The following is a 12,469-nucleotide window of genomic DNA, read 5'->3' on the forward strand; positions in this document are numbered from 1 at the left end:
GCGCCGCCACCCTCCGCTGGCTTCGACAAGCTCAGCCAGCGGAGGGGCAGCGCACTCACGCTGTTTCTCTCCGTGCCACTGGCCTGCGGGCCATGAGGTACTCAGAGTGACAAAGTAATGGGGTACGCAACAAAATCTGCTTCCCCAACAGCGTGGTTTTTGCGCTATTGCCAAATTCCCTAAAACCTCTGTGTCCTCGGTGCCTCTGTGGTTCAACCCTCCGTAGCTCTCTACGCCCGTGCCAACTCGCGCGCAAAACGCTGAAGTGTGGCTAAACGCACATCAAGTGCCATCAGGTCTAGGTCGCGCTCGTTGTGCAGCAGGTGGCGCATGGCTTCTTGGGCAATCGAACGCTCACTCGTCGCAACCTCCGTAGCGATCCGGTCGAGTAGCTCGGTATGCTCATAGATCAACGCCACCTCTGCGGCCTTATAGGCGGCATCCATAATTCCACGCAACTCGGTCAGGTAGGCATGGAGCCAGACCTGGGCGGTGCTGCGGGGCTGGAGCTTGGCGTAAACCTGCATGAGCCGGGCTTGGCTGGCGGCCAGCGCGATCAGAGCGGGGAGCGCAACCAGTTGTTGGTTGGGAAAGAGGGTGGGCGGGTAGCCCAAAATGAAGGAGTGGCGTCGCTCTGGACTCGTGCCATAACGTAATAGCACGAAGACAAAGATGCCCGCAAAGATTGTAACTGCGACGAGACCAAGCACGGTTGTTAGGGGATCACGCATGACCAACTCCACCTCTGCATGAAAGCGTGCTCTTTAGCGCATCATCTGGAGCAACGTGCCAATCAGGTTGACATAGAAGTTTCCTTCAATGGGCCGGAAGATTGCAAACTCACCCATCGGGTCGCCAAAGAAGGGGCGCAGCGTCCAAGCGAGTTGCGTACCGACAAAGCCAAAGAGGATCACCCAAAAGTAGATCAACTTCATGCTCACAGGTTTCACCACAGTTGGCAGGTTGGTTTGACGCTGTTCACCAGCTTCAGGCTTAGACTCGGTTTGGAGCCCTTGGCTTTGTAGGAATTGTAGCGCCGTATTGTTCAAGTAGCGCATCCCATCAACGAGGAAGGTGAGACCTACAAAGCCAGTGAGCGTGAGAATGGCCACATTGAGTAGCTTGAAGAACTCATAGTTCGGGGCGCTGAGCAGAAAGAAGAGGCTGATCGGAGCAAAGGCCAAGGTCAGCATGGCAATAACGGTGGTGGATGTCAGCACAATCGAGAGCGCCTGGCGGACACTGAGCCGTGAACCGAAGACAAGGTTAAAGAGGTAGAGTGAAGGGAGACAGATGGCAATCGTAAGCACAAAGAGCAACGGGAGTTTCACCGCCGACGAGAGCGCCTGCAGCCAACTGTGCGAGAGGCCAAGCACAATGCCGTAGAGGCTGAACGAGATGCTTGAACTGACAAACATCTGGCCAATCAGCCGGTTCAAATCGCGTTCTTCAGCCACTTGGTACCAAAAGGAATCACGGTCGCGTAGAATGCGCTCTATGATCAGTAATGAAGCTTCATTGTTGCGCCGCTGATAGCTCTCGATCACCGTCATCGTTCATTCCTTCCGCTAGGCCAATTAGGTGTAGTAGCGGCTGTAGCATAGCACGGAAGAATGAAGACCACGTAAATTCGCAATGACAAAGTTGTTAAGAGTCTTACGAACCCAACAGGCCCATGCCGCGCTCGCTGCTGAGTAGCCGGGCGCGGGTGTCGTTGCGTAGATCCCAAAGCCAGAGTTCAACCGGCTCGCGGGGGGTGTGGGCGCGGGGGCCGCGTGACCCGCTTGGTGGCGGTGTGAGTTGGTAGATCAACCCGTCGCCCACGATGGTGGCCGCACCGATGCCGCCAAGCCCTTGGCCACTCGTCAAGACCTCGGTGCGCTGGGCACCAAGCCAACGTTTAACTTCATAATCATGGATGGCATGACTGGCACAAAGGGTACTGAGGTAGATCAGGCGACCATCCTCATCCCAGGCAAGCGGGCGCGTCCAGAAGGGGCCTTCGCGCTGCACTTGGGGCGGCGGGGCCAATTCGGGGGTGGGCATAGGCGCTGAGGTCGCCGTAGGCGTTGCTTCATCCTCTGGGGTAGCGGTTGGCTCTACGGTAGGCGTCGTGTCTTCCTCAGTATCAGCGGGTTCGGGCGTATGGGTAGGCGTTGGCGTACTGGTACTCGTGGGCGTACCCGTTGGGGTAGGCGTGGCGGTTGGCAACACGATCTGCTGGCTACCAAGCGTGTCGATCAGCGTGCCACGCGCATCAAGGATGAGCAGATTAGCTCCGGGAGCGTCGCTCCGCAGCGCCTCAACTGCCACCCGGCTGCCATCCTGGGCCGCTAAGGGGCGACCGAAGGCGGCATAGGGGGCGTGCCCATCAGCGCGCACCAGCAAATCGGCCCCGACATCCTCTTCGGACTGCGAGGGGGTGCGGCGGAAGAAGAGGGTACTACGGCCATCTTGGGCTTCAGCAGCATAGATGATGCCCCCGCCTTGCAGCCACTGCGGTGCAAAACGGCTCCACTCATCGCCACTACTCCCCAAGCGCCGCGCCGTGCCGCCCCGCGTGGTCGAGACAATGTAGATCGCACGTTTAATCGGCATTGCGCCCGTCTCATCCACCGCAAAGGCAAGGGTGCCACTATCAGGGCTAAAGGCGGGGTCGGCACAACTGACGCCAACCTGGGCCAGCATCCGCTGATTGCTACCATCAACATTCATAATCCAGAGGGCACTCGGCACCGGCAACTCAGCATCACCCGGATCGAGGCCGGGAGCGGCGCGACAGAAGGCAATGCTGTTGCCATCAGGACTGACCGCAACATGGGTTTCACTCTCAGGCGAATTGGTGAGGTTGCGCACCCCAGCGCGCTCAAGAGTCCAACCCGGCTCAGGGTTATCCAAGCCCGCCTCAATCGCCCAGAGATCACCATCAAAGAGCGTAAAGACTGGCGCTGCAAGGCTAGGAGCATCATCGTTGGTAGCGATGCGTAGCTCATCGCTCGCCTCAACCACCGGCGATTCACGGGCCACCGCAATAATCAAGCGGCTCGGATCGCGCTCAACGGTCAAGCGGAAGGGCAACGGCTCACTCAATTCAATCAGCAGATCAGCACCAGCCTCTGGGTCGGCGGCGGGCACCATACGCAGCGCCGTAACGATGCGCGTCCCCGTAAAGCTAATCGTCTCACCCAATTCCGAAGCGTGGAACTGATCATCACGCAGCCAACCCGGCAGACTCACGCGCACCGCGTAGGGCGCGGGATCACGTTCAGGCGCAAGGCTGGCGCTATCGGCGGGGCCAACACAGCTCGCCCACGCACCAATCGGGGCCGAGTTGGGGGCCAGATCAAAACGCAGAAAAACCTGCTCATAGGCAGGGGTACCACTGGCCTCAAGTTCAGCGAGACGGGCCGAAAAGAGGCCAACCGTCGCGCCGCCCTGCTGGTCACAAAAACCAAAGCCAGCCAGGGCCGGATTGGGGGTTGGCGTCGGCGGCAGCGGCGTAGCAGTGGCTTCAGGCGTTGGCGTCGGCGTATCGGTTGGGCCCACCGTCGGCGTAAAGGTCGGCGTCGGCTCGGGGGTATTGGTCGGGGTCGGGGAATTGGTAGGTGAGGGCGTCAGCGCCAAGATCGTCTCAAGATTTGCGATCTCTTCACGCTCACCGGCCACCATCAGATCGCAACCCGCCAAGAGCAGCACAAGGATAAGCGGCAGTGCGAGCAGGGTACGCAGATATTTTGCTACGATCATGGTTATCGTTCTAATCCCCTGGCAAGATTACCTTGATCCAGCCACGGCGCATGGCATAGACCACCGCTTGGGTGCGGTCATTCACGGCAAGCTTACGCAGGATGGAGGAGACATGGTTCTTCACCGTCTGGTTGCTAATATCGAGGCGTTGAGCAATCTCTTTATTGGTATGACCACCGGCGACCAATTCAAGCACTTCCAGTTCACGGGGCGAGAGCGGCGAATAGATACTCTGCGTATCTTCATCAACCACCATTTGGCGAAAGGCAGCGAGGACTTGGGAGGCCACTTCGGGCAACGAAAGAACAAGCTCGTTGATCGGATACTCGCCACGGCGCACTTCAATTAACGTTTGCAGCAGAATCGGCCATTCGATATTGCGCGGCAGATAACCCGCGACGCCAGCGCGGATGGCCTTGACCACAAGGGTACCATCAAGCGCACTACTGAAGAGAATAATGCCAACGTGGGGGTGGGAACGCTTCAACACACGCGAAACCTCTAGGCCATTAATGCCAGGGAGATCTACCTCCATCAGCACCAGATCGGGATCGGTATAATCAACCAGTTGAATTGCCTGTTGGCCATTACTCGCTTCACCTGCAATGCGAAAATCGGGCAGCGCCTGAAGGTGGTGCCGCAACCCTTCGCGGAAGAGGGCATGAGCATGGACAAGAACTATTGAAGTGACGCTCAATGGCAGCTTCCTTAGCACTCTACCGGCCTCATGGGGCAGACAAGACCTAGTTGATCCAGATACGTGCAGTAATTATAGCTGATTGAGTAGCCTGAGACAAGATGCAGTGCTTGTGAATTGTGTGCGCTTCGTGGTCTGCTTGTGTGCAGAGGAGGGGGAGGAAAGGAAAGAGGAAATAGGAAGTAGGAAAGAGGTACATTTACTCTATTTCCTACCTTCTCTTTCCTACCTCCTATAGTATCCTCACAGCGCCTTCTGGCCCTCACGGGTGCTTGCCAGCGTACCAAGGTGGCAGGCTTCACTCAGGCTCACGAGGTAGGGCAGCTCGTCGCTATACTCGATCACCGAGATGCTTGCATTGGTGACCCAGATGCGATTGATGCGATCCATATCCATCCCCAAGGCGTGGGCTACAAAAATCTTGACAATCACATCGTGGGTACTGACCAAGACGGTCTGGTCGCGGTGCTGTACAAGGGCCTGTTCGAGGAAATCGAGGGTGCGTTTAAGTACGTTGGAGAAACTTTCGCCGCCGGGCATCTGCGAACGGGTGGGGTGTTCGCGCCATTCGCGCAGTCCTTCGGCATAGTTCGCCGTGATCTCATCGGCATACTTGCCTTGCCATTCACCATGGTGAATCTCAAGCAGAGCATCGCTATAGGCGAAAGGGGTATTGGGGTGGTGCAGCGCAATCGCCTGCGCGGTGCGGGCTGCACGCTGGAGCTTACTGGTATAGATTTGGTCAAGCTGCTCACTCTTGAGCCGTTCGGCCAACGCCTCAGCTTGACGCAGCCCTAAATCGGAGAGGGCCGCATCCATTTGCCCTTGGTACCGATGAATCCGGTTCCACTCGCTCTCACCATGGCGCACAATGATCAGTCGCATAGTTCTTCTTTCTGCCTTTGTACTACGTTAGGCTTCCTTGCGGAGGTTTGGCAGAGGCTCCGCCTCCACCAAGAAAACTCTTTTTGTTGCGTTTTGGCGGCTTCGCCGCCAAAACGCAACAAAAAACGGAGTTTGGGGCGGTAGCCCCAAAGCGGGTTTTAGGGCGACAGCCCTAAACGTAATGCAAATGAGCGTAGCCCCAGGTGCGTCTGCAAGGCTTGCCTTGCAGACGCACCTGGGAACCATTATAGCCGAAAGGCTGCATCTGCTTGATCCACCCTTGACAAGGCTAACGCGCCCGCGTATAGTGCAGCGGAGAAAAAGTGGCACGTTGTAAGGCATATAGGTTTCCCAATGGGCGATAAGCTGGTTATTGTTGAGTCACCGGCAAAAGCGAAGACGATACAGAAGTACCTTGGACGTGGCTTCCGCGTGACCTCAAGTATGGGGCATGTGCGCGATCTGCCTAAGCGTGATTTGGCAATTGATGTTGAACACGACTTTGAGCCGAGCTATGAGGTCACGAAGCAGAAGGTGGTGAGTGAGCTGCGTCAAGCAGCGCGCAGTGCCGACGCAATCTATCTGGCGACTGACCCAGATCGTGAGGGTGAGGCGATTGCGTGGCATATCACCGAGGCGGTTAATGAGTCACAGCGCATCCCGGTGCATCGGGTGGTCTTTCAGGAGATTACGCGCAATGCGGTACTCCAGGCCATCCAGACGCCGCGAACGATCAATGCGAACCTTGTGCAGGCCCAACAGGCCCGTCGCGTGCTGGATCGGCTGGTGGGCTATCAACTCAGCCCTCTGCTCTGGGATAAGGTCAAACGGGGCCTTTCGGCTGGGCGCGTGCAATCTGTTGCGGTGCGGTTGATTGTTGAGCGTGAACGTGCAGTTGAAGCCTTTGTTGCGGTGGAGTATTGGACGATTGAGGCTGATCTGTTAAAAGAGGGTGGTACGGCTCCGCGTGATGCGTTTAAGGCGACCTTGATTGAGCGCGAGGGCAAAAAATTAGATAAGTTTGCGATTGGAAACCAAGAGCAGGCCGATGCGATTGTGGCCGATCTGGCCAATGCCGCCTATCGGGTACAGAAGGTTACCCGTAAGGATAAGCGTCGTAGTCCAGCCCCCCCCTTTACAACCAGTACCCTGCAACAAGAGGCGGGCCGTAAGTTGGGCTTTAGTGCCAAAAAGACCATGACCCTCGCTCAACGGCTCTATGAGGGGATTGATGTTGGTGGCGATGAGGGTACGGTTGGGCTGATTACCTATATGCGTACCGATAGCACGACTATCTCGGCGGAGGCTCAGGCTGAAGCACGCGAGTTGATTGCCCAGCGCTTTGGCCAGGAGTATCTGCCCGAAAAGCCCCCCGTCTACCGTGCCAAGGCTAAAGGCGCACAAGAGGCCCACGAGGCTATTCGACCCACGAGTAGTAGTCGCCTGCCCGATGATGTTGCCAGTAAGCTGGAACGCGATATGCTGCGGCTCTATGAGTTGATCTGGAAGCGCTTTGTTGCTTCGCAAATGGCCCCGGCTATCTTTGATAGTACGACGGTGGATATTGCGACCTTGAGCCAGAATCAGAGCCAGCCCACCACCCCGCCGCCCTACCTCTTCCGCGCAACCGGCAGTGTCCTCAAGTTCCCTGGCTTCCTCGCAGTCTACAATGTGAGCCTCGATGAGGGTGAGGAGGACGAAGATAGCGAGCGCCGTCTGCCGCTGTTGGCTGAGGGTAATGGGCTCGATCTGTTGCAATTGTTGCCCATTCAACACTTCACCGAGCCGCCCCCGCGCTACACCGAGGCGAGCCTCGTGAAGGAGTTGGAACGTCTGGGCATCGGGCGGCCCTCAACCTATGCCTCGATCATCTCGACCATCCAGGATCGGGAGTATGTCTCGTTGACTGAGAAGAAGCTCATTCCCACGACGTTGGGCCGTGTGGTGACCGACCTGCTCGTGGCGCACTTTCCCAAGATTGTGGATTATGATTTCACCTCGGCGCTCGAGCAACAACTCGATGATATTGCCGATGGCTCGAAGGCGTGGGTGCCCGTGCTGCGCGACTTCTACGGGCCGTTCCAAGAGACCTTGGCTACCGCGCAGCGCGAGATGCGCAATGTCAAGCGCGAAGAGATTGTCACCGAACTTGTATGCCCCAAGTGTACCCAAGGGCATTTGGCGATCAAGTTTGGGCGCAATGGCGAATTCCTTGCCTGTACGCGCTATAGCAAAGAGGCGCAAGCCGATTCGTGCGACTTCACCAGTGATTTCCACCGCAACAGCGATGGTCAAATTGTACTGGCAAAAGCAAGTGCGCCCGAAACGAGCGATGTGATGTGCAATCTCTGTGGGCGGCCAATGGTGATCAAAAAGAGCCGCTTTGGCCCCTTCTTGGGCTGTTCGGGCTATCCAGAGTGTGCCAATACGCGGCGCATCGGCAAGGACGGTAAACCTGTGCCGCTTCCATTGCCCACTGGCGTCGCTTGTCCCAAGTGTAGCGAGGGTGAACTCTTGCAGCGGCGTGGCCGCTTTGGTCGCCCCTTCTTCGGCTGCTCGCGCTACCCCAAATGCGACTACGTGACCAACAGCCTTGAAGAGTTGGCCCCCGTTACCACCACAAGCGCCGAGCCCGCCCCGCCCGAAGGCGAAGTGGCCAAAAAACCGACAACCAAGCAGCGAGCCAATACCGCCAAGAAGCCGGTGGAAACCAAGAAACCTGCGGCCAAGAAATCTGCCGAGGCCAAGAAACCTGCGGCCAAGAAGCGGGCATAAAAAGGGGTTTATTTAAGCCCGCTCTCGTGTTGATGGCTACGCCACCAACACGAGAGCGAAGATTTCCCTACTGCATTCCGACCGGCTCCTCGCCCGATTGGTAGCCCATACGAATCCAACCACGCTTGATCGCAAAAATAACCGCCATGGTGCGGTCATTCACTTGCAGCTTGGAGAGGATCGAGGTGATGTGGTTCTTGACCGTTTGACCACTGATGCTCAGTTCGTGGGCGATCTCTTTATTGGAAAGCCCACGGGCGATGCAGTCGAGGATTTCGATCTCGCGGCTAGTGAGGGGGGCAAAGAGCGTACTCGTCTGCTCATCGTCGGAGGCGGCGAGTTCGCGGAATTGGTGCAGCACCCGCGTAGCAACGTTGGGTTTGGCGAGTACCGACTCGTTGATCAGGTATTTGCCTTTGGCTACTTCACGAATAAAAAAGAGCAGGTCTTCAGGATTGACATCCTTTGACGAATAGGCCGCAGCCCCTACCTTGATCGCTTGGAAAAGTTGATCGTCATCCTCATAGACACTGAGTACAATGATGCCCATACGCGGATCACGGCGCTTGATCACGCGGGCGACTTCAAGGCCATTGAGCCCGGGTAGATTGATGTCTACCAGCACCACATCGGGATTGAGCCGCTCACTGAGCTTGAGCGCCTCTTGGCCATTTTCGGCCTCGCCAATGACCGAAATATCGGGGGCATCCTCCAATGTCCAGCGAATGCCCTGACGAAAGAGTGGATGATCGTCAATAATGAGCACACGGATGGGAAGCGACATAGGCAATCTCTCCGTGGTTATACCAATTACCCTTGAACATACCGCATTATCAAGAACGTTAAAGCCCATTGGAACGCCATGTTCGGCAATCTGCAATCTGCAATCTACAATCTACAATCTACAATCGTAAATGGTATTACACCACCAGAACCGGCAGACGAAGCGCCACCTTCGTCCCATGGCCGGGACGGGTGGTAACAACAAAGCGAGCACCAATGAGTTCAGCACGCTCGCGCATGCTGGTGAGCCCCCAACTTTCACGGCCTGCCCGCCGGGCGACCTCGCGCGGATCAAAGCCGGGGCCTTCATCATGAATGGTTAGGTTGAGCATGTTTTTGCGTACACTGATCGTAATGTGGATCGGTGCATTGCGGGCATGTTTGCGGGCATTTTGCAACGATTCTTGCACAACACGGTAGAGAACAATCTCGGCTTCAGCGGGCAGACGGGGCAACGGATCGGCCTCAAAGCTCACGGCGGCATTGACGCGATTACGGTAGCGGCGCAGATACTCTTGGAGCGCCTCCACGAGGCCTTGTTCTTCCAAGCGGGCTGGGCGCAGATCGGCAATAAAGCCGCGTACCTCATACAGCCCCTCACGGGTCACTTCGCTCATCTGAGCCAAGAGGCTACCGAGGCGTTCGTGGCGGCCATCGGCGAGGAGCGTTTGGCTGCGTTCAAGGCCCATGAGCGTATTGGCCAGCACTTGGGCTGGGCCATCGTGAACCTCACGCGCCAGCCGGTTGCGCTCCTCTTCGCGGCCCATAATCACCTGGGCGCACAACGCTTGCACCCATGGGTCTGCTGGTTCACCCTCTGCCGTACCGCTCAGCGTGGCGCTACTCATTTCAATCTGGCGCACCAGTTGATCAAGTTGGCGCAAGGTGCGCCGCAACTCTGTATACTCGGCGGCCAGTTGGTCATGCTCGTTGCGCGCCTGTTGCTCACGCGCCGCCGCCGCTTCGGCATTGGGTAACCCGCGCTCGGCTGCAAAACGGCTCTGCACCAACAGTTCATCGAGCTGCCGCTCCGAGGTACGTACCGCAATCTCAAGCTTGCCCAACCGCTCCTGGGTTGACTGATGCAACTCGCGCAGACGCGCAATCTGCTCATTGATGATTCCATGAGCAGACTCTAATAGCGCTGATCGATCACGGCTCAAGATAGGCCCCCAACATATCGCCAAGCATGAAGGATAGCTCAGTATAGCACGCGATGCGCGGAGTCGCTACTAAGAGGCTGTCTGAAAAGCTCATAGCTATGCGTTGGAGTGCCGGCTTTAGCCGGCTGAAGCCGGCACTCCAACGCCAGTCCATAGACTTTTCAGATAGCCTCTAACGCAGAACCAAGGCGCTCTCCAGATCCACATGGGTCGTAAGATCGGCCAAATCAATGCCTAAACTCACGAGCGTTTGGGCTACCTCTGGGCGGATGCCCACCAGCACCGTGCGTGCCCCCATGAGCTTGAGGGCGGTGGCGCAGCGCATGATCGCTTGGCCTGTGTGGGTATCGATGCACGAGACGCCAGTGATGTCGAAGATGAGCGTCCGCGTTCCACGCTGCTCCACCGCCTGCAATACCCGCTCTTCCAGCAAACCAATCCGCTCGTGGTCGAAGATGCCCACCAACGGCACCACCAAGGTATCGCGTTGCACCGGCAGCAGCGGCAGCGCCATCTGGGTAATCAGCTCATTAAGTTGCTGTTGGGTCGCCATTTGGCGCTCCAACTCCTCGGCGTGGCGCTCAATCGCCGTGAGCGCTTGGCTCAAATCGGCGGTACGCAGCGCCACCTGCTCCTCCAGATGGGCATTGGCATAGGCTAAGGCGGCACTAGCCTGACGCGCATCCTCACGGGCCGCACGGATCTTTGTAATCGTCCGTGTTGCCGTAAAAGCACTCAGTACCGCAATGATCGTGCCAAAGATCAGCAACGCGGTCACGTAGATCATGGTTGCTACGACCGTCGGCACCTCCGGCGGCGTATTATCGAGCAACCAGACAACAATTCCTAACGTGACCATATTGATCAAGAGGGTCCACAAGATGCCGCGTGGCCCCAGCGTGTAGCCCGCCACCAGCGTGGTGAGGGGAAAGAAGTAGGCACTGGTGAGAAAGGTTGCAGAGACAAAGGGCGCTACCCCCAAACTGATGATGATCACGATGACGGTGATAATTGCTACCAGATCAACCCAGCCGCGGCGGGTCAGTTGGATCAGCAAGAGACCCAAAGGCAGTGCAATGAGTACATTGAAGACCGAAACGTAGCGCCCCTCCAACCAGACCAGCGGTAAGGTGAGCAACGACAACGCAATCCCGGCCCATAGCACCACAATCAGATTCTGGCCGCGCCGTTGCAGATCCTCATCGCTATGCTGCATGACAAAAAGCTTATGCAAGTGCTGTTGGTTCACCACGCTTGGGTCATCCTTGGTTTGGTGGTTTCATGCTCAGGGAAGGTTCGGAGGCACTTTACCGTTTGCGAGGACGCGAGGACGCGAGGACGCGCAGCCCTCGCGTCTTCGCCTCACGCATCCCTCACAATTCATGATTATAGAATGTAACCACTGCTAGTATCTATATGCAATCTGTAGTGTTTATAGTCACTTTGCGTGCAAGCCTAACCCGTTAGGGCTTGCCGCCCTACGATCAGTGTTGGGGCTGTGCCCCAAACCCCGTTTTTTTTCCCGTGTTGGCGGCAAAGCCGCCAACACGGAACAAGTGCCCAAAACCGTATCTTTTAGCCCTCTTCAGCGGTATATAAGTAGGAGCATGAAATGGTCTTGCTCCCCTACCGTTGTGTGAAGGGCGTTATGGCTGAAACCAACCACCCCTTGAAACGCTTGGTGACCATGGCCGCCGATGATGTGGCCGCATGGATCTTTGGTGGCCCCGTGCTGCGGGTCAGCACCCGTCCCGGCACGTTGCCGCCCCCGCCGGAGGAACTCGACAGCGATTTGGTCTTTTTTGTCACCCTGAACCCTGGCCGTGAGGTGATCCTCCACCTTGAATTCCAAGGGCCGGGCAGCAAACGTTCCATGCCGCTGCGCATGCTCGATTACCAAACCCGGCTCACGACCACCTACCGGAACATACCAGTGTACAGTGTGGTATGGTATGTAGGCGGGGTTGGGGCGCGCGCCGTTGGCTTCGACAAGCTGACTTCGACAAGCTGGCTGCGACAAGCTCAGCCAACGGCGTTCTTGACGTTGGCTGAGCTTGTCGCAGCCAACGCCCTGCGCTGTTGGCGCTGATCGGGCAGACACGCTTACGCGATCCAAAGCCCATCCTGACCCAAGCGGTCCACCAGATCATGACGCAGACTAGTGGCGAACGTCAGGAGCAACTCTTGACCGAATTCCTCCTCTTATGTACGGATAAGGAGCTTGCAGCAATGGCCGAACAGATTATTCGCTATGATCGCTACGGCATCCCCGAATCCCCCTTGATCAGCAAGTGGAGGGAAGAAGGAGTGGCAGAAGGTATCGAGAAGGGCCATCTTGAGTTGCTACGGCATCCCCGAATCCCCCTTGATCAGCAAGTGGAGGGAAGAAGGAGTGGCAGAAGGTATCGAGAAGGGCCAT

11 protein-coding genes are annotated in these 12,469 nt (G+C 57.1%); 3 read left to right on the plus strand and 8 right to left on the minus strand.

All coding sequences use genetic code 11. From position 1 onward, the window contains the following. Positions 1-230: 230 nt before the first annotated feature. From CJ255_RS18700 to CJ255_RS18720, 5 genes are all read right to left on the minus strand, one after another. Positions 231-731, minus strand: a complete 501-nt coding sequence (locus tag CJ255_RS18700) for a hypothetical protein (protein ID WP_097645613.1) — start codon at positions 729-731, stop codon at positions 231-233. Between the two features lie 33 nt (positions 732-764). Further along, the gene (locus CJ255_RS18705; protein ID WP_097645614.1) at positions 765-1,553 is read right to left on the minus strand and encodes a hypothetical protein; all 789 of its coding nucleotides are present in this window, start codon (positions 1,551-1,553) and stop codon (positions 765-767) included. Positions 1,554-1,656: 103 nt separating this feature from the next. Continuing rightward, positions 1,657-3,747: a TolB family protein gene (locus CJ255_RS18710; protein ID WP_217352490.1), complete on the minus strand. Its 2,091-nt coding sequence runs from the start codon at positions 3,745-3,747 to the stop codon at positions 1,657-1,659. A 10-nt stretch (positions 3,748-3,757) separates the two neighbouring features. Continuing rightward, positions 3,758-4,444: a LuxR C-terminal-related transcriptional regulator gene (locus tag CJ255_RS18715; RefSeq protein ID WP_097645615.1), complete on the minus strand. Its 687-nt coding sequence runs from the start codon at positions 4,442-4,444 to the stop codon at positions 3,758-3,760. Positions 4,445-4,687: 243 nt separating this feature from the next. Continuing rightward, the gene (locus tag CJ255_RS18720) at positions 4,688-5,329 is read right to left on the minus strand and encodes a histidine phosphatase family protein (RefSeq protein WP_097645616.1); all 642 of its coding nucleotides are present in this window, start codon (positions 5,327-5,329) and stop codon (positions 4,688-4,690) included. Positions 5,330-5,683: 354 nt separating this feature from the next. Here CJ255_RS18720 and topA point away from each other — a divergent pair, with 354 nt between their 5' ends. Further along, positions 5,684-8,104, plus strand: a complete 2,421-nt coding sequence (topA, locus tag CJ255_RS18725) for a type I DNA topoisomerase (RefSeq protein ID WP_097645617.1) — start codon at positions 5,684-5,686, stop codon at positions 8,102-8,104. A gap of 67 nt (positions 8,105-8,171) precedes the next feature. On the opposite strand, the gene CJ255_RS18730 is transcribed toward topA, so the two are convergent. From CJ255_RS18730 to CJ255_RS18740, 3 genes are all read right to left on the minus strand, one after another. Then, the gene (locus CJ255_RS18730) at positions 8,172-8,888 is read right to left on the minus strand and encodes a response regulator (RefSeq protein ID WP_097645618.1); all 717 of its coding nucleotides are present in this window, start codon (positions 8,886-8,888) and stop codon (positions 8,172-8,174) included. A 136-nt stretch (positions 8,889-9,024) separates the two neighbouring features. Beyond that, the gene (locus CJ255_RS18735; RefSeq protein WP_097645619.1) at positions 9,025-10,050 is read right to left on the minus strand and encodes a sensor histidine kinase; all 1,026 of its coding nucleotides are present in this window, start codon (positions 10,048-10,050) and stop codon (positions 9,025-9,027) included. A 172-nt stretch (positions 10,051-10,222) separates the two neighbouring features. Next, the gene (locus CJ255_RS18740; protein WP_124682007.1) at positions 10,223-11,299 is read right to left on the minus strand and encodes an STAS domain-containing protein; all 1,077 of its coding nucleotides are present in this window, start codon (positions 11,297-11,299) and stop codon (positions 10,223-10,225) included. Positions 11,300-11,662: 363 nt separating this feature from the next. On the opposite strand from CJ255_RS18740, the gene CJ255_RS18745 reads away from it, so the two are divergent. Together CJ255_RS18745 and CJ255_RS18750 are read left to right on the plus strand one after the other, a co-directional pair. Beyond that, positions 11,663-12,139, plus strand: coding sequence for a hypothetical protein (locus CJ255_RS18745; protein ID WP_097645621.1), 477 nt, complete (start codon positions 11,663-11,665; stop codon positions 12,137-12,139). Positions 12,140-12,198: 59 nt separating this feature from the next. Next, positions 12,199-12,469: hypothetical protein (locus CJ255_RS18750; RefSeq protein WP_133117013.1), on the plus strand; the 271-nt coding region annotated here is incomplete at its 3' end.

The organism is Candidatus Viridilinea mediisalina, from assembly GCF_002532535.1.
Taxonomy (GTDB): domain Bacteria; phylum Chloroflexota; class Chloroflexia; order Chloroflexales; family Chloroflexaceae; genus Viridilinea; species Viridilinea mediisalina.